The 17,675-nt window shown below is 66.1% G+C and carries 19 protein-coding genes; all 19 read left to right on the top strand.

Annotation, left to right across the window (positions count from 1 at the left end; translation table 11 throughout):
• Nucleotides 1-82 precede the first annotated feature (82 nt).
• On the top strand, nucleotides 83-1,150 hold the full coding sequence (gene prfA / locus Q3866_RS06530; RefSeq protein WP_293673485.1) for a peptide chain release factor 1: 1,068 nt from the start codon (nucleotides 83-85) through the stop codon (nucleotides 1,148-1,150).
• A gap of 156 nt (nucleotides 1,151-1,306) precedes the next feature.
• Nucleotides 1,307-2,860 carry a peptide chain release factor N(5)-glutamine methyltransferase gene (gene prmC, locus Q3866_RS07820; RefSeq protein ID WP_367881377.1) on the top strand — a complete coding sequence of 518 codons (1,554 nt, stop codon included), beginning with the start codon at nucleotides 1,307-1,309 and terminating at the stop codon, nucleotides 2,858-2,860.
• A gap of 153 nt (nucleotides 2,861-3,013) precedes the next feature.
• The gene (gene glpK / locus Q3866_RS06515) at nucleotides 3,014-4,513 is read left to right on the top strand and encodes a glycerol kinase GlpK (protein WP_301830554.1); all 1,500 of its coding nucleotides are present in this window, start codon (nucleotides 3,014-3,016) and stop codon (nucleotides 4,511-4,513) included.
• An 80-nt stretch (nucleotides 4,514-4,593) separates the two neighbouring features.
• Nucleotides 4,594-5,037: a ribose 5-phosphate isomerase B gene (gene rpiB / locus Q3866_RS06510; RefSeq protein WP_293673486.1), complete on the top strand. Its 444-nt coding sequence runs from the start codon at nucleotides 4,594-4,596 to the stop codon at nucleotides 5,035-5,037.
• Nucleotides 5,038-5,125: 88 nt separating this feature from the next.
• Complete coding sequence (gene upp / locus Q3866_RS06505) at nucleotides 5,126-5,794, top strand: uracil phosphoribosyltransferase (RefSeq protein ID WP_301830517.1); 669 nt, start codon at nucleotides 5,126-5,128, stop codon at nucleotides 5,792-5,794.
• 2 nt (nucleotides 5,795-5,796) lie between these two features.
• The gene (locus tag Q3866_RS06500; RefSeq protein WP_301830514.1) at nucleotides 5,797-6,075 is read left to right on the top strand and encodes a hypothetical protein; all 279 of its coding nucleotides are present in this window, start codon (nucleotides 5,797-5,799) and stop codon (nucleotides 6,073-6,075) included.
• A gap of 327 nt (nucleotides 6,076-6,402) precedes the next feature.
• Nucleotides 6,403-7,206, top strand: coding sequence for a F0F1 ATP synthase subunit A (gene atpB / locus Q3866_RS06495; RefSeq protein WP_293673489.1), 804 nt, complete (start codon nucleotides 6,403-6,405; stop codon nucleotides 7,204-7,206).
• 115 nt (nucleotides 7,207-7,321) lie between these two features.
• Nucleotides 7,322-7,513, top strand: coding sequence for an ATP synthase F0 subunit C (gene atpE, locus Q3866_RS06490; protein ID WP_293673490.1), 192 nt, complete (start codon nucleotides 7,322-7,324; stop codon nucleotides 7,511-7,513).
• Nucleotides 7,514-7,550: 37 nt separating this feature from the next.
• Complete coding sequence (atpF, locus tag Q3866_RS06485; protein ID WP_301830511.1) at nucleotides 7,551-8,153, top strand: F0F1 ATP synthase subunit B; 603 nt, start codon at nucleotides 7,551-7,553, stop codon at nucleotides 8,151-8,153.
• On the top strand, nucleotides 8,137-8,607 hold the full coding sequence (locus Q3866_RS06480) for a F0F1 ATP synthase subunit delta (protein ID WP_293673492.1): 471 nt from the start codon (nucleotides 8,137-8,139) through the stop codon (nucleotides 8,605-8,607). Before atpF ends, Q3866_RS06480 begins: the two co-directional genes overlap by 17 nt.
• A complete protein-coding gene (gene atpA, locus Q3866_RS06475; RefSeq protein ID WP_301830506.1) occupies nucleotides 8,607-10,238 on the top strand; it encodes a F0F1 ATP synthase subunit alpha in 1,632 nt (543 codons plus the stop codon). The genes Q3866_RS06480 and atpA overlap by 1 nt, the downstream gene beginning before the upstream one ends.
• 11 nt (nucleotides 10,239-10,249) lie before the next feature.
• On the top strand, nucleotides 10,250-11,164 hold the full coding sequence (gene atpG / locus Q3866_RS06470; protein WP_293824521.1) for an ATP synthase F1 subunit gamma: 915 nt from the start codon (nucleotides 10,250-10,252) through the stop codon (nucleotides 11,162-11,164).
• A complete protein-coding gene (gene atpD, locus Q3866_RS06465; RefSeq protein WP_293674138.1) occupies nucleotides 11,164-12,645 on the top strand; it encodes a F0F1 ATP synthase subunit beta in 1,482 nt (493 codons plus the stop codon). Before atpG ends, atpD begins: the two co-directional genes overlap by 1 nt.
• Before the next feature lie 11 nt (nucleotides 12,646-12,656).
• Nucleotides 12,657-13,085, top strand: coding sequence for an ATP synthase F1 subunit epsilon (gene atpC, locus Q3866_RS06460; protein ID WP_301830501.1), 429 nt, complete (start codon nucleotides 12,657-12,659; stop codon nucleotides 13,083-13,085).
• Between the two features lie 92 nt (nucleotides 13,086-13,177).
• A complete protein-coding gene (gene murA / locus Q3866_RS06455) occupies nucleotides 13,178-14,458 on the top strand; it encodes a UDP-N-acetylglucosamine 1-carboxyvinyltransferase (RefSeq protein ID WP_301830499.1) in 1,281 nt (426 codons plus the stop codon).
• A gap of 2 nt (nucleotides 14,459-14,460) precedes the next feature.
• Entirely contained in the window at nucleotides 14,461-14,646 is a 186-nt protein-coding gene (locus tag Q3866_RS06450; protein WP_293674141.1) for a hypothetical protein, read from the top strand.
• A gap of 66 nt (nucleotides 14,647-14,712) precedes the next feature.
• The gene (locus tag Q3866_RS06445) at nucleotides 14,713-15,132 is read left to right on the top strand and encodes a metal-dependent transcriptional regulator (RefSeq protein WP_301830497.1); all 420 of its coding nucleotides are present in this window, start codon (nucleotides 14,713-14,715) and stop codon (nucleotides 15,130-15,132) included.
• A 181-nt stretch (nucleotides 15,133-15,313) separates the two neighbouring features.
• Nucleotides 15,314-16,201: a UTP--glucose-1-phosphate uridylyltransferase gene (locus Q3866_RS06440; protein ID WP_301830495.1), complete on the top strand. Its 888-nt coding sequence runs from the start codon at nucleotides 15,314-15,316 to the stop codon at nucleotides 16,199-16,201.
• Nucleotides 16,202-16,284: 83 nt separating this feature from the next.
• The coding region (locus Q3866_RS06435; RefSeq protein WP_301830493.1) for a hypothetical protein at nucleotides 16,285-17,675 on the top strand (1,391 nt) is incomplete at its 3' end.

Here is a 17,675-nt window from a genome sequence, read left to right as displayed (position 1 = left end):
TGCCCGCCGCCCCTCAATCGTGTCGAATCGCCCTTTGGCCGGCGTGGCGCCCTGCCCCGGTCAGCTATCCCAAGGAGTTCCCATGCGTGACAAGCTCGAGAAGCTCATTGCCGTCTACGAGGAGCTTGAGAAGAAGCTCTCCGACCCGGCCGTCCTCGCCGACCAGAAGGAGTACGCGCGCCTTGCCAAGGAGCACGCCTCCCAGACCGACCTCGTGACCGCCGCCCGCCAGTACCTCGGTGCCCTCGACGACATCGAGGCGGCCAAGGAGATGCTGCACGAAGCCACCGACGCCGATGAGAAGGCCATGCTGCAGGAGGACATCGCCGCCAACGAGGAGAAACTCCCCCAGCTCGAGGAAGACATCAAGTTCATGCTCATCCCTGGCGACCCCAATGACGAGAAGGACACCATCGTCGAGATTCGCGCCGGCGTGGGTGGCGACGAGGCCGGCATCTTCGCGGGCGACCTGTTCAAGATGTACGAGCGCTTCATTGCCCAGAAGGGCTGGAAGTCCGAGGTCCTGTCCTCGAGCCCGTCCGACGCCGGCGGCTTCAAGACCATCGAGTTCAAGGTCACGGGCGACAAGGTCTACTCGGTCATGAAGTACGAGAGCGGCGTCCACCGCGTCCAGCGCATTCCCAAGACCGAGAGCCAGGGCCGCATCCAGACCTCCACGGCCACCGTCGCCGTGCTGCCCGAGGCCGACGAGATCGACATCCAGATCGACCCCACCGAGCTGCGCATCGACACCTACTGCGCCTCCGGCCCTGGTGGCCAGTGCGTCAACACGACCTACTCGGCCGTGCGCATCACGCACCTGCCCACCAACACGGTCGTGCAGTCGCAGGACCAGCGCTCCCAGATTCAGAACCGCGAGGTCTGCATGCAGATGCTGCGCGCCCGCCTCTACGAGGCCGAGCTCGAGCGTCAGCAGGCCGAGCTGGGTGCCGAGCGCCAGAGCCAGATCGGACACGGTAACCGTTCCGAGAAGATTCGCACCTACAACCAGCCGCAGGACCGCGTGACCGACCACCGCATCGGCTTCAACAGCACCTACAACGCGGTGCTGCTTGGCGACGGCCTCTCCAACGTCATCGAGGCCCTCGCCGCGGCCGACCGTGCCGAGAAGCTCGCTCAGCAGGTGTAGCCCCTCGCGGCGCCCTCGCGCTCGCAAGCCAACCATGACGTGCGTCGAGCGCGCCTAATTATCGGCCCCAGGCATGATAGTTAGGCGCGTTTCGCACACGTAGTACCTTCGCGCGCTCGCCGCGCCCGCAACGTCAATGCCAACCCGGGAGTTCCCATGGCACAGGACAACGTCTGGACCATCAACCGCTGCCTCACCTGGACGCGTGACTACCTCGCACGCAAGGGAGACGAGCATGCGCGCCTCTCGGCCGAGTGGCTGCTCTCCGTCGCCACGAGCAAGGACCGCACGGGCCTCTACATGGCTTTTGACGAGCCTCTCTCTCCCGAGGAGCTCTCGCTCATGCACGGCTTCATCGAGCGTCGTGCGGCGGGCGAGCCGCTTCAGTACATCACGGGCAAGACGAGCTTCCGCTTTGTTGAGGTTGCCTGCGCCCCCGGCGTGCTCATCCCGCGCCCCGAAACCGAGCTTCTGGTCGATGCGGCCCTCGAGGGCATCGACGCCGCCCGCGCGCTTAACCCCGTGCGCGTGCTCGAGATTGGCTGCGGCACCGGCTGCGTGAGCTGCGCCATCGCCAGCGAGCGCCCCGGCACCCAGGTGGTCGCCACCGACATCTCGCCCATGTCAGCGGCCCTCGCGCGCAAGAACCGCGACGCCCTGGGCCTTGCCGATGCCATCGACATCGTCGAGTGCGACCTTGCCGCCGGCGTGTCGCCCGAGCTCATGGGCACCTTCGCCGTGCTCGTCTCGAACCCGCCCTATATACCCGACGACGTGATGCGCATCCTTCCCGACGAGGTTGCCAAGTTCGAGCCGTCGCTCGCGCTTGCAGGTGGCGCCGACGGCCTCGACATCTATCGCCGCCTGCTCGAGCTTGCGCCCATGGCGCTCGTGCCCGGCGGCCTCATGGCCGTCGAGCTGCACGAGGACTGCCTCGATGCCGCCGCTGCCCTCGCGCGCGAGCAGGGCGTGTGGGCAAGCGTCGAGATCCGCCGCGACCTCACGGGCCGCGCGCGCTTCATCGTCGCGCGCCTCGCGGGCGAGCTGCCCGCCGTGGCACCCAAGCACCAGGCTGCCGGCCGCATCGTCGAGTGCAGCCAGGACGACCCCGCGTCCGAGGTCGTGGCAGACGCCGCCGCCGTGCTGCGCGAGGGCGGTGTCGTCGTGATGCCCACCGACTCCGTCTATGGCATTGGTGCCGCGGCCACGCCCAACAACCCCGGCCATCGCCGCATCTTCGACATCAAGCGTCGCGATCTCTCCCAGACGCTGCCGCTGCTTGTGAGCGATGCCTCCGAACTCGACCGCCTGGCGGTCGACGTCCCCACCTGGGCCCACGCCCTCGCAGACCGCCTGTGGCCTGGTGCCCTTACCCTTGTGCTCCGTGCGAGCGATGACGTGCCGGCAGACTACCAGCGCAATGGTACCGTTGCCCTGCGCGTTCCCAACTCGAACCTCGTGCGCGCCCTTGCTCGCGAGGTGGGGCCGCTTGCGGTGACGAGTGCCAACACCCATGGCATGCCCGCACCCGCCACCTCGGACGACATCGAGCGCCGCATCGCCGAGGCCTCCGACCTCACGCTTGCCGCCGGCCCCACGCCCGACGGCGCCTCCTCGACCATCGTCGACGCCACCGGCGCCGAGCCGCGCATCATTCGCGAGGGGCCCATCCCCGCCGAGCTCGTCGCTCGCATCGTCGCCTCCGCATAGGGGCCTGCGGCGAGCCTGCGCCGCCCGGGCCGTCCACCGACAGCATCGTCGTCACGCGTCCGCACCTTCCTACACTGGTCGCAATCAACTGATGGGAGGCTTGCGATGGCAACGATCATGGACAGCGTCATAGATTCGGCCTACGACGACGCGATGGGCGTGCAGGCGGCGCCCGAGGGTTGCATCATGGCGCTCGACGCGGGTACCACGAGCGTGCGCGCCATTCTCTTTGACGAGTATGGCCGCAAGGTCGCCGTGGCACAGCGTTCGCTCACGATGCATTACCCGCACCCCGGCTGGGTCGAGCAGGACCCGGTCGAGATTCTCTCGGCCCAAGTTGCCTGCATGATCGAGGTGCAGTTCAAGAGCGGTATCCACTCAGACCGCATCCATGCCATTGGCATCACCAACCAGCGCGAGACAGTCGTCGTGTGGGACCGCCAGACCGGCCAGCCCATCTACGACGCCATCGTCTGGCAGTGCCGCCGCACGCAGGGCCGCATCGAGAAGATCGTGGAGGAGGGCTACGGCGACCTCATCCGCGAGCGCACCGGCCTCGTTCCCGACCCGTACTTCTCGGCATCGAAGATCGCCTGGATTCTCGACAACGTCGAGGGTGCGCGCGAGCTCGCCGAAGCGGGCGGCCTCATGTGCGGCACCGTCGATACCTGGCTCATCTACAACCTCACGCGCGGCCGCGTCCACGCCACCGACTACACCAACGCCAGCCGCACGATGCTCTTCGACATTCATCGCCTCGACTGGGACGACGACCTCTGCAAGATCTTTGGCGTGCCCCGCTCGATGCTGCCTGAGCCGCGCCCCTCGTCGGGCGGCTTTGGCGAGGTCAGTGCCGACATCATGCGCCATCACCCGCGCATCCTGGGCGTTGCCGGAGACCAGCAGGCCTCGCTGTTTGGTCACTGCTGCTTTGACCCCGGCGGCGTCAAGAACACCTACGGCACTGGCTGCTTCATGCTCATGAATCTCGGAAGCAGGGCTGTGACCTCGCAAAACGGTCTGGTCACCACGATCGGCATCGCCGAGGGCGGGCGGGTCGACTATGCGCTTGAGGGCTCGGTCTTCCAGGCCGGCTCGGTCATCCAGTGGCTGCGTGACGGCCTGGGCCTCATCGAGCATGCCGGCGACACGGCCGCCATCGCCTCGTCGGTGCCAGACGCGGGCGGTTGCTACGTGGTGCCGGCCTTCACGGGCCTCGGCGCGCCCTGGTGGCGCCCCGCCGCCCGCGGCCTCATCGCGGGCATCACCCGTGGTACCGACCGGGCCCGTCTCGTGCGCGCTGCCTGCGAGTCCATGGCCTACCAGACCTACGACATCCTCAAGGCCATGGAGGCGGACTCGGGGCACGCCCTCTCCGCGCTCGCCGTCGACGGGGGAGCGGCCAACAACGACTTCATCATGCAGTTTCAGGCAGACCTTCTCGGCATCGACGTCGTGCGGGCTGGCTGTGCGGAGACCACCGCGCTGGGCGCGGCATTTCTCGCGGGCCTTGCCTGCGGCTTCTGGGCAGACCGGGAGGAGCTCGCGAGCCTCGCAGAGGGGCAGCGTGCCTATGCGCCCGCCATGCCCGCCGAGCGCGCCGCCGAGCTCCTCGAGGGCTGGCACGAGGCCGTTCGCCGCACGATAAGCTAGGGACATTGTGCGAGCCGCCGCGCATCCGCCGCGCGTGGTACGCTTCTGACGTCACATTCATGCGTAACAAAGGAGCTTTCATGCGCATCGTCGTTGCTTCCGACCACGCCGGCTTCTGCCAGAAGGACGTCATCTGCGACTTCGTCCGCGGCCTTGGCCACGAGGTCGAGGACCTGGGCCCCGAGACTGCCGACCGCGTCGACTACCCCGACTTCGCCGACAAGGTCGCCCGTCGCGTCTCCGAGGGCACGGCCGATCGCGGCATCCTGATCTGCGGCACGGGCATCGGTATGGCCATGACCGCCGACAAGGTCCCGGGCGTGCGCGCCACCGTTGTCCAGACCAACAAATTCGCCGAGCTGTGCCGCGAGCACAATGACTGCAACGTCATCTGCCTATCGGGCCGCTTCACCGCCCCGATGGACAACTGCGAGTTCGTGAAGACCTTCCTCACCACCGAGTTCGGCGGCGGACGCCACACGGGCCGCGTCGCCAAGATCATGGCCGAGGACGAGCGCAAGTAGCGCCAGCTGCCAGGAACGGCCGCGCCTCGAGCGCGACATGCGCGTGGCCGTCGCTCAAGCGGCGGCCACCCTCATAAAGGAGCACAACGTGGAGAACACAGACAGACTCAACCTCACGCCGGAGCAGGCGGCCCGTCTCACGGTCGTCGACCACCCGCTCGTGCAGCACAAGCTCTCGATTCTGCGAGACGAGCAGACCGGCACCAAGCAGTTCCGCGACATCGTGCGCGAGCTTGCCATGTTCGAGGGCTACGAGGCCACGCGCGACTTCGCGCTCGAGCCCGTCGAGGTCACCACGCCGCTCGAGACCTGCGTCTGCCAGCACCTCGCTGGCAAGAAGGTCGCCATCGTGCCCATCCTGCGCGCCGGCCTCGGCATGGTCGACGGCATTCTCGACCTCATCCCGGCCGCCCGTGTGGGCCACGTCGGCATGGAGCGCGACCCCGAGACGCACGTCCCGCGCGAGTACTACTGCAAGCTCCCCGGCGACGTCGAGAGCCGCACCTGCCTGATCGTCGACCCGATGCTCGCCACCGGCGGCTCGGCCACCGCGGCCATCGAGTACCTCCGCCGCGCGGGCGTGAGCAACATCCGCCTGCTCGTGCTCGTCGCCGCTCCCGAGGGCGTGCGCGCCGTGCTCGACTTCGACCCCGACGTGCGGCTCTACACCTGCGCCGTCGACCGCGAGCTCAACGACCACGCCTACATCCTGCCCGGTCTGGGTGACGCCGGCGATCGCATCTTCGGAACGCTCTAGTCGTGGCCGCACAGATTCTCGCGGGCGTCGTCCTAGGCCTGGCCGGGGCGGCGCCCTTCGCCGTTGTGCTCACGCGCTCGGCTGCGCGGGGCAGCAAGGGCCCCGGCGTCAAGAGCGGGCTTGCGTGCGTCATCGTCTCCTCCGCCATCATCTTGGTGGGGGCGGCCCTCGCGAGGCGCGCCAACCCTGCGGCCTTTGTGCCCGTAGCGGTCTCGGCGGCGCTCGCACTTCTCGCCGGCGTCACGGTAGCCGCTCTCGTCACCTGGCGCAGGCTCCCCTAAGAGGCGAACGGCCCCGTTCATCCAGAAATCCATGAGTGCGAGAAAAAATTCGGCGAGCGTAACAAACGCGGTAGCTCGAACTTTACAGCTTATGGAAATAACAAGCTCAGACCCCGCAAAAAATAGTGTTACCACCCGAATGCGGAAGTGCTAGTATGCCCATTCGGATTTAGAAGGAGGAGCGTGCGACGCGAGTCCGTCGTACGGTCTTCGCTGGGAAATACTATCCCGCACAAGGGGTAAAATCCCAGACACCGTACGGGCGCAGACAGCCCGCGGGAAAGCGAGCGGCTAGGTGCCGCTGCGGGGCAAGCGAAAGGACGATGCATGTCTCCACTAGACAAGCTTCCCGAGGAGATCGACTCTCTTCTCGATAGCTTCATGTCCCACGCCATCGTGGGCGATACCACGGTGGGTCTCACCACCTACATCTTTTGGCTTGCCATCGCGCTTGCCCTGATGCTCGTGGTCCTGTTCGTGTTCAAGAAGAAGCAGGCCGAGAGCCTCGTGCCCAAGGGCTTATTCGTCAACGGCGTCGAGTATGTCGTTGAGTTCGTGCGCGACGACATGGTTAAGTCGATCGTTGGCGAGCAGACCTGGAAGAAGCACTTCCCCTTCCTGGCCGCTCTGTTCTTCTTCATCTGCGCCAACTCGATCATCGGCGTCATCCCCGGCTGCCACCCCGGCACCGGCACGATTGGCGTCACGGCGGCGCTGGCCCTGTGCTCGTTCGTCTACTTCATCGTGGTGGGCTGCAAGCGCCTGGGCGTCATCGGCTACATCAAGAGCCTCGCGCCCGAGGGCGTGGCCTTCCCGATCAACATCCTCGTGTGGGTCATCGAGCTCTTCTCGACGTTCCTGCGTCTGATCACCCTGGCCGTCCGACTCTTCTGCAACATGTTCGCCGGCCACGTGGTCATGGGCGCCTTCGCCATCCTGGCCTCGCTCTTCTTTGAGCCTCTGCTGCAGGGCTTCTCTCTGATGGCCCTGGGCCAGGCGGGCGCCTCGGTGTTCTGGGTTGCCATCCTGATCATCATCTACCTGGTCGAGATCATGGTCGGCATCATCCAGGCCTACGTCTTCACGCTGCTGTCCGCCGTCTACATCCAGCTCGCCGAGCAGGGCGACTAGCAGCCTCGCGGCATCGCCGCACATCATTGGCAACTCGCGGGCCCGTCCCGCAGTGCATAGACAACGCTCACGAATCGCCCGGGATAAGCATTGGGCGACTAACAAAGGAGGAATCGTGGGAGCTATCGGTTATGGTCTTGGTGTTATCGGTGCTGGCATTGGCATTGGTCTTGCCGCCTACGGCGCCACGTCGGCCATCGCGCGCCAGCCTGAGATGCAGAGCCGCCTGTTCACGGTCTTCATCCTGGGCTCCGCCTTCGTCGAGGCCCTCGCACTCATCGGCTTCGTCGTTACGCTGATCTCCTAAGGTTTGCGAACGTCGAAAACGATCAGTGGAGGCACGAATGAACAGCAACACTAAGAGGCTTGGGCTCGCCGCAGGCATCGCTGCCCTTGGCACCCTTGTCCCGACGCCGGCACTCGCCGAGGCGCCAAGCGGTGCGGACCTTCTGCTTCCGAAGATGGCGGAGTTCATCCCCGCCCTCATCGCCTTCCTCGTCATCTGGGTCGTCCTTGCCAAGCTCGCTTGGCCCTCGATTCTGGGCATGATGGAGAAGCGTCAGCAGAAGATCCAGGAGGACCTCGACGCGGCCGCCAACGAGAAGCTCGCCGCCGAGAAGGAGCACCGCGAGTACCAGCAGCAGGTTGCCGAGGCGCGCCGCGAGGCCGACGAGATCATCGTCAAGGCCAAGCGTGAGGCCGAGGCCGAGCGCTCGCACATCCTTGCCAAGGCCCAGGAGGACGCCGCCGCCACCGTCGCCAAGGCGCACGATGCCGTGGCCTCCGAGCGCCGCAAGGCCATGATCGAGCTCTCGAGCTCCGTCGTCGACCTGTCCGTCGAGATCGCCAGCAAGATCATTGGCAACGACCTCAGCGAGCAGGACCAGCGCAAGCTGGCCGAGAAGTACCTCGCGGAAGTGGGCACCGGTCATGACAACGAAGCGTAGCGATCAGGAGAAGTCCGAGAAGTACGCTCGCGCCCTCATCGATGCCGCGCGTCAGGAGGGCAGGGCCAACAAGGACCTGGTCCAGTGGAACCACGCCCTCAAGTTCTCGCCCGAGGTTCTCGAGACCCTCGCCGCCATGCGCAGCGAGGATGACCTCAGCCTCGTCGGCGACGTCGCCCGCACGTACAAGGACATTCTCGACAGCGAGGACAAGACCGTCTCCGTTACGGTGACGACTGCCGTCCCGCTGGATGACGACCTTCGCCAGAAGGTCATTGCCAAGGCCGAGAAGGACATGAACGCCCCGGTTTACCTGGTTGAGCGCGTTGACCCGTCGATTATCGGCGGCGTCGTACTCGAGGCTCGTGGCAACCGCTACGACGCTTCCGTGCGCGCCCAGCTTGCGAACATCCGCAAGACGTTGTCCTCGACCTTCATGGGAAGTGAGGATTAATGGCAGACAAGATCAGCTCCGACGTGATTATGCGCACGCTGCGCGAGCAGCTGTCGCAGATCAACGCCACGGTTGATGAGCAGGAAGCGTCTGTCGTCACCGAGGTGGGAGACGGCATCGCGCACATCTCCGGCCTCAAGAGCGCCATGGCTGGCGAGCTGCTACAGTTCACCAGCTCCGTGTCGGGCAAGAGCGTCTTTGGCCTGGCCCAGAACCTCGACGAGTCCGAGGTCGGCGCCGTTCTGTTTGGTGACGTCGATGCCATCAAGGAGGGCGACGAGGTCCGCACCACGGGCCGCGTCATGGACATCCCCGTGGGCCGCGCCATGCTCGGCCGCGTGGTGAACCCCCTTGGCCAGCCCATCGACGGCCGTGGCCCCATCGACACGACCGATCGTCGCCCCATCGAGTTCAAGGCCCCCGGCATTATGGAGCGCCAGCCGGTCTGCGAGCCCGTCCAGACGGGCCTGCTCGCCGTCGACGCGATGGTGCCCATCGGACGCGGCCAGCGTGAGCTCATCATTGGCGACCGCAAGACCGGCAAGACGGCCATCGCCATCGACGCCATCGTCAACCAGGCCAAGACCGACATGGTCTGCGTCTACGTTGCCATTGGCCAGAAGGCTTCCACCGTCGCCGCCATCAAGGGCACGCTGAAGGCCCACGGCGTCCTCGACAAGACGGTCATCGTCGCCGCCACCGCCGCCGACTCCGCGTCCATGCAGTACATCGCCCCTATGGCCGGCGCTGCCATCGGTGAGTACTTCATGTACAACGACGCCAACGGCAACCCCGCCGATGCCACGCACCCCGGCGGCCACGCTCTCGTCATTTATGACGACCTGTCCAAGCAGGCAGTGGCCTACCGTCAGATGTCGCTTACGCTGCACCGTCCGCCCGGACGCGAGGCCTACCCCGGCGACATCTTCTACCTGCACTCTCGTCTGCTCGAGCGTGCCTGCAAGCTCTCCGACGCCAACGGCGGCGGCTCGCTCACGGCGCTCCCGATCATCGAGACGCAGGAGGGCGACGTCTCGGCCTACATTCCCACCAACGTGATTTCCATCACGGACGGTCAGATCTACCTGCAGTCCAACCTGTTCTTCCAGGGCCAGCGCCCTGCTGTCGACGTGGGCATCTCCGTGTCCCGAGTCGGTGGCGACGCTCAGCTCAAGGCCATGAAGCAGGTTGCCGGTACGCTGCGACTCGACCTCGCCAGCTATGCCGAGAAGCAGGCCTTCGCGCAGTTCGGTTCCGACCTTGACGCCTCGACACAGTACCAGCTGTCCCACGGCGCCCGCATGACGGAGCTCCTCAAGCAGCCGCGCTACGCCGCTCTCGACGTCGCCGACCAGATCATCGTGCTGTTCGCCGGCAAGGAGGGCTACCTCGACGACCTCGACGTCGACCAGGTCTGCACCTTCCGCAACGAGCTGGCCACCTACATGCAGGAGCGTCACGAGGCGCTTCGTCGCGAGGTCCGTGGCGGCAAGATCTCTGACAACACCGCTGAGCGCCTGAAGGGTCACATCGCCAGCTTCAAGAAGCAGTTCCTCCTCCAGCACCCGAGGAAGGCAGATCTTGAGGCCGAGGCCGCGCTGACCGCTTCGGACGACCAGGGGAAGGCGTAAGGCATCGGCCCATGTCGAATCTCCGCGAAATTCAGAGGCGCATCTCGTCGGTCAAGGCGACCATGCAGATCACGCGCACCATGGAGATGGTCTCCACGGCGAAGATCCGTCGCGCGCTTGAGCGTGCGGAGGAGGCCGAGCCGTACAAGGACGCCATCAGCCGCATGATGGGTGCCGTCGTGGGCGCAAGCCTCGACGAGCGTCAGCCGCTGCTCGCCAAGCATGCCGAGGAGAAGAGGGTTCTCTTCATCGTCATCGCTTCGGACCGCGGCCTTGCCGGCGGCTTCAACGTGCAGCCCCAGCGCGACGTGCAGCGCAAGATCGACGCGCTCAAGGCGAAGGGCGTGAGCTACGAGGTCATCACCAGTGGCCGCAAGCCCACGGACTTCTTCAAGTACCGCGGCGTCGAGCCGACCATCTCGTTCACCGGGACCTCATCTGAGCCCACGATGGACCAGGCCGACCAGATCGCCACGTACGTGATGGACTCCTACGCCAAGGGCTCCATCGATCGCGTCGAGCTCATCTACTGGCACGCCAAGAACCGCGTCGAGCAGACGCTCGTCAACGAGCAGCTGCTGCCGATCAACCCGGACGCCTTCAAGATGCCCAACGAGCCGCGCAACCCCGAGGCCATGAGCACGCTCGAGCACGACCTCAACAGTCCGTTCGAGTTCGAGCCCTCCGCCTCCGAGGTGCTTGGCTACCTGATCCCGGCCTATGTCCGCACCGTCATCTTCCACGCGATGCTTGACTCTGCGGCGGCCGAGCATGGCGCACGCCGTCGCGCCATGCACTCGGCGACTGAGAACGCCGAGGAAGTCATCACCAACCTGAGCCGCACGTACAACCGCGTGAGGCAGGGCTCCATTACCACGGAGCTCAACGAGATCATCGGCGGCGCGTCCGCATTGGAGGACAACTGATGGCACAAACCACTGAGAAGCGCACGGTGCTTGAGGAGGCCGCCCTCGATTACATGAGGCGCGGCGCTGGCGATGGCACCATCATCCGCATCGTGGGTTCCATCGTCGACGTCAAGTTCGACGACAAGGTCCCCGCGATCTACAACGCTCTCGTCGTCAAGGGCGAGACGCCCATTGGCGCAATCAACGTGACCCTCGAGGTCGAGAGTGAGCTGCCGGGCAATGTCGTCCGCTGCGTCGCCATGGAGTCCACGGACGGCCTGCAGCGTGGCCTGCGCGTCCACGACACCGGCGCGCCCATGATGATGCCCGTTGGCGAGGCCACCCTCGGCCGCGTGTGGAACGTCGCCGGCAAGCCGGTCGACGGCGCCCCCATACCCGAGAGCGTCCAGTACTACCCGATCCACCGTCCGGCCCCACAGTTCCAGGACATCACGACCCAGACCGAGATCTTCGAGACCGGCATCAAGGCCATCGACCTTCTCGAGCCCTACGTCCGCGGCGGCAAGACCGGCCTGTTCGGCGGCGCCGGCGTTGGCAAGACGGTCCTGATCCAGGAGCTCATCAACAACCTCGCCCAGGAGCACGGCGGCACCTCGGTGTTCACCGGCGTCGGCGAGCGCACCCGTGAGGGCACCGACCTCTACCTCGAGATGAGCGAGTCCGGCGTCATCAACAAGACCTGCCTGGTCTACGGCCAGATGAACGAGCCGCCCGGAGCCCGTCTGCGCGTCGGCCTCGCCGGCCTCACCGCCGCCGAGTACTTCCGCGACTCCGGCCAGGACGTGCTGCTGTTCATCGACAACATCTTCCGTTTCTCCCAGGCCGGCTCCGAGGTCTCCGCACTGCTCGGCCGCATGCCGTCCGCCGTTGGCTACCAGCCCACGCTGGCAACCGAGATGGGCGACCTGCAGGAGCGCATCACCTCGACGCGCGAGGGCTCGATCACCTCGGTTCAGGCCGTTTACGTCCCCGCAGACGACCTCACCGACCCGGCCCCTGCTACGACGTTCACGCACCTCGACGCCACCACGGTTCTGTCGCGTAACATCGCCTCGCTGGGCATCTACCCGGCCGTCGACCCGCTGGGCAGCTCGTCCGACGCCCTCGACCCCTCGATCGTCGGCGAGGAGCACTACCGCGTGGCCACCGCCGTGCAGGAGCTTCTGCAGGAGTACACCGACCTCCAGGACATCATCGCGATTCTCGGCATGGACGAGCTCTCCGAGGAGCAGCGCCTCGTCGTCGACCGCGCCCGTAAGGTCCAGCAGTTCCTCTCGCAGTCGTTCCACGTTGCCGAGAAGTTCACGGGCAACCCCGGCTGCTACGTGCGCATCGAGGACACCGTCCGCTCCTTCGCCGCCATCATCGACGGCGAGTGCGACGACATCCCCGAGCAGGCGTTCCGCTTTGCCGGCACCATCGATGACGTGCGCCAGCGTGCCGCCAAGATGGCCGCCGACGAGGCCAAGGCCGAGTAGGGAAGGCATGGATGGCGTATCTAACCTGCAAGTTCGTGAGGCCTGACAAGCAGCTCTTCGAGGGCAAGTGCGCCTCGATGACGCTCGTCACCTACTCGGGCGAGCTTGGTGTGCTTCCCGGTCACGCCTCAGAGATCTGTGCTCTGGGCGACGGCGTGGTGCGCATCAAGAGGCTTGAGGAGGATGGCGGCGGCGAGCGCGACGTCGTGGTTTCCGGCGGCTACGCCGAGATCTGTAATGACGTCGTCGTGATCATCGCCGACCACGCTCGCGCCACCGACGACATCGAGGTCGAGACGGTTCGCCGCACCCACGATGCCGCCCGCGACAAGCGCGACTCCCTTGCCGAGGACGACCACCAGCGCGCCTACTACGAGAACAAGATGGCCTGGTGCGATCTTCTTCTAAAGGAGGCCGGCGCGTCCTCGTCAGCCGAGTAGCGGCTCGTCTACAATTAAGCGTTGGATAGACCCAGGTGGGTGTCCGCTAGCCGGGCGCCCACCTGCTCATATGCAATGGGATCGGGAGGAACATGGACGTCATCAAGGTAGAGGGCGGCTTGCCCATCCACGGCGAGGTTACCGTCGAGGGTGCCAAGAACTCCGCGCTCAAGCTCATGGCAGCCACGATTATGGCCCCTGGCGTCAACACGCTTACCAACGTGCCCAACATCTCCGACGTACACGTCATGGGCAAGGTTCTCAAGCGCCTCGGCGCAACCATCGAGGTGGTCGACGAGCACACGCTCGTGATCGACACCACCAATGTCAACAACTGGGAGACGCCCTACGAGCTCGTGGCGAAGATGCGTGCCTCCACCGCCGTCATGGGCCCGCTGCTCGCTCGCTTCGGCAAGGCCGTCGTGGCCATGCCGGGCGGCTGCAACATCGGCGCTCGCAAGATTGACCTGCACATCCTCGGCCTCGAGGCCCTGGGCGTCGAGTTCGAGGTTGCTCACGGCAACATCCACGCCAGCGCGCCCAACGGCGTCATCGGCACCACCGTCACGCTCGAGTTCGCGAGCGTCGGCGCCACCGAGAACCTCATCATGGCCTCGGTCCATGCGAAGGGCACCACGGTCATCGACAACGCCGCCCGCGAGCCCGAGATCGTTGACCTCGCCAACATGCTCAACGAGATGGGCGCCAAGGTTCGTGGCGCCGGCACTCCGGTCATCGAGATTGAGGGCGTCTCCGAGCTGCACCCCGTCACCCACGCCGTCGTGGGCGACCGCATCGAGGCCGGCACGTTCATCGCCGCGGCCGCCATGGCCGGCGGCCCCGTCCGCGTTCGGGGCTTCAACCCCGATCACCTTGGCCTCGTCCTCAAGAAGTACGAGGCCATGGGCGTCAAGATCGAGCGCGAGCCCGATGGCGTTATCGCCTCGAGCGAGGGTCGTCTCAAGTCCGTCGACATCCAGACGCTGCCCTTCCCGGGCTTCCCCACCGACATGCAGGCGCAGACCATGGCGATGCTCTCCCTGGCAGACGGCCAGTGCGTCATCACCGAGAACGTCTTCGAGAACCGCTTCATGTTCGCCGGCGAGATCGCGCGCATGGGAGCCGACATCCGCATCGAGGGGCACCACGCCATCGTTCGCGGCGTGGAGCGCCTTTCCGGAGCCCAGGTTGAGTCGCCCGAGCTGCGCGGCGGCGCCTCGCTCGTGCTCGCGGGCCTCGTGGCAGAAGGGGAGACCACGGTCTCGAACATCTACCACATCGAGCGAGGCTATGAGCGCTTCGTCGAGAAGCTGCGCGGCCTGGGCGCCAACGTCTGGCGCGACACCGTGCCCGACGTCTCGGTCGAGGACTAGCCTTGTTTGGCTCTGCTAAAGACCCCGGAACCACGGGGTTCTACGACTGCGACCGCACGACCTCGGGCTCCACGTACCACGAGCGCATGGTCCGCAGGCGCATGCGCAGGCGCTCCGTCCTCACTGCGGCGGTTGTCGCCGCCATCGTCGTCGTGCTCGCCTGCGTTTTTCTCGCCCTTCGGCGCTAAGGCGCAGTGTAAACTAAAGCTAACTTTAATCGCAGGCTGTGCCTGCCAGGTATGGAGGTCCGCATCATGAAGGCAAAGAACGAGGGTCACGCCCTCACGAACGCGGGCGAGGACTACCTCGAGGCCATCTACTGCCTCATCCTTGAGCACCCCGGCGACGACTCGGTCCGCTCGGTCGACGTCTCCGAACGACTCGACGTCACCAAGGCGAGCGTCAACAAGGCGCTCTCCTCGCTCAAGGATGGCGGCTTCGTCGACCAGACCCATTACGGCCGCGTTAAGCTCACCGAGGCCGGCCGCGGGTATGCCGCGGAGGTCTGGCGCCGTCACCGCATGCTGCGCACGTTCCTCACCGTCGAGCTTGGCGTCGACGAGGAGGTGGCAGACGAGGAGGCCTGCCTCATGGAGCATGCCCTCTCCGCAGACACCTCGCGTCATCTGCTCGAGTATCTCGAGCGTCAGGGTGTCACCATCGACAAGGAATAGTTGGGCTTTTAATCGCTTAAGCGGGAGCGCCGTGCGGACTTTTCGCGTCTGCGCGGCGCTCTTTCTATGTAGACGACCCTTTTTGTACCGTGGGCGGGTACTATCGCAAAGTTGAACGCATATGCGTATTCAAGTTCCCGGCGCGAACCTGCGCTCGGGGTAAACCGTTGAATGGAGCATCGTGAAGGCAGTCATCCCCGCCGCCGGACTCGGCACCCGTTTTCTCCCGGCCACCAAGGCCGTTCCCAAGGAGCTTCTCCCCGTCCAGGGTCTCCCCGTCATCCAGCAGGTCGTCGAGGAGGCGCTCGCCGTCGACGGCGTTGACGGTGTCGTAATCGTCAACTCGCACGACAAGCCTGCCATCGAGCGTCACTTTGCCGCCGACGACGAGCTCGAGCAGACCCTGCTCGGCCGCGGCAAGGACGGCCTGGCCAGCTCGGTGCGTCACGCCTCCGAGCTCCCGGTCTCCTTCGTCTATCAGGACGAGGCCAAGGGCCTGGGCCACGCGGTGCTGCAGGCTGCCCCCCAGATGGACGAGGACCCGTTCCTCATCCTGCTGGGTGACTATTTCGTGCCCGGCCACGACATGTGCCGCCGCATGAAGGCCGTCTCCGACGAGCACAACGGCGCCTCCGTGATCGCCGTCGCCGCAGTGCCGGCCGACCAGGTCTCGCGCTACGGCATCATCGCCGGCGACTGCATCACCAAGGGCGATCCCGAGCAGCCCGGCTCCGTCTGGCGCATCTCCGGCCTGGTCGAGAAGCCCGCTCCCGAGGATGCCCCCAGCCACCTGTTCATCGTGGGCCGCTACCTGCTCTCGCCGCGCATCATGGACCTTCTCGCCACGCAGGGTCCCGGTGCCGGCAACGAGATTCAGCTCACCGACGCCATGGTGCGCCTCCTCGAGTCCGAGGAGATGTACGCTCTTGTCGTCGACGTCGACGAGGGCCGCGACACCGGTACCCCCGCTGCCTGGGCAGGCGTGTGCGCCAGGGCCGCTCTCGAGGACCCCGCCACGCGCGAGGCCTTCATCGAGGCTCTTGGCGGCGCTGCCGATCTCATTCGATAGCTCCGGCTCCACATGTGACCCACGCCCCGCGGACCCAGGAGCCCGCGGGGCGTTTTTGTGCCCGATTCCTGGAGGATGCATCTATGAGCGTCATCAACTTCCTGGGCGATGCCTGGTATGTGCGCGTTGACGAGGGTGAGCCCCATGCCGACGCGCTGCGCATCGCGAGCGCCCTCGGCCGCCTCGTCAAGGACCGTCAGCCCGAGGGCAACGTGGTCATTGGCTATGACAGCCGCCCGCTCAATGCCGCCATCGCGCTCGAGATGGGCGAGGTCGTCGCCTCCTACGGGATCAAGGCGCGCGTGAGCGACGTTCACTGCCCTGCCTCGGTTCTCAACGAGGCCGTGCGCAGGGACCGCGAGGCGGTTGTGGGTGTCATGCTCACGGCGGGCAACAGGCCTGCCGATTACTTTGGCGTGCGCATCTGCATGGCCGACGGCTCTGCCGCCACCTCCTCCGACACCGACCTGCTCGAGTCCTACATTGTGCCCGAGCTCCCCATGTCGCGCGGCGAGGTCGAGCTCATCGACCTCGTAAGCCGCTATCTCGAGGAGGTCTCCAGCCTCGTCGATGACGAGGTGATTCGCGCTCAGTCGCCCCTCGTCGTGTGCGACCCGATGTATGGCGCGCAGACCTCGATCGCCCGCCGTCTCATGTCCTCCCTCGGTGCCCGCGTGGTCGAGATCCATGCCGACGACGCCGAGGACTTTGGCGGAATCCATCCCATGGTGGCGGAGCCCTGGATCGATGACTGCGAGCAGGCCGTGACCGCGAACGGCGCCTCCTACGGCATTGCGCTTGACGGAGCAGGGGAGCGCATCGCCCTCGTCGACGAGCACGGTAACTATGTGAACCCGCACAAGACGCTGTCGCTCATCATGGAGTACCTCGTGAAGGTTCGCGGGCTTAAGGGTAGGCTTGCAGCCCCCGTCTTCGTGAGCTCCATCGTGCGCAGGCAGGCCGAGCGCCTGGGTCTGCCCCTGACGGTGACGCCCATCGGCTACGCATGGATGCGCGAGGAGGTCGCCACCGGGGACGTCGTCTGCGCGGGCGATGCCGTTGGCGGCGTTTGCGTGCCCCAGCTTGGCTACGAGCGCGACTCCCTTGCGGCAGCAACCCTCCTTATGGACATATTCGCTCGCGACGGGAGGCCCGTGTCCCAGATCGTGGCCGATCTCGATACGAGGCTTGGCCGCATGGAGTATGGCCGCAAGGAGGTCAGGCTTGGCCCCGGGGAGGCTCAGATGCTTAGGGTGGCCCTGCCGGGCGTGAACCCGCCCGAGGTCGCAGGAGTCGCCGTCGAGAGTGTCTCCCACCCCGCCGGCTGCCTGCGCCTGGGCCTGGCCGGCGGCTCCTGGGTGCTGGTAGCCCCCTCCCCGGCGGCCCCCTCGGCCCTGGTGGTGGCCGAGGCCCCCACCCGCGGCCTGCGCGACGCCCTGCTCGCGGGCGCCTCCTCCCTGGCCCGCTCCCCGCT

Origin of the sequence: uncultured Parolsenella sp., assembly GCF_958346945.1 — a bacterium.
Taxonomy (GTDB): domain Bacteria; phylum Actinomycetota; class Coriobacteriia; order Coriobacteriales; family Atopobiaceae; genus Parolsenella.
The sequence above is the reverse complement of the archived record's forward strand: the minus strand, read 5'-3'. Positions and strand labels throughout refer to the sequence as shown.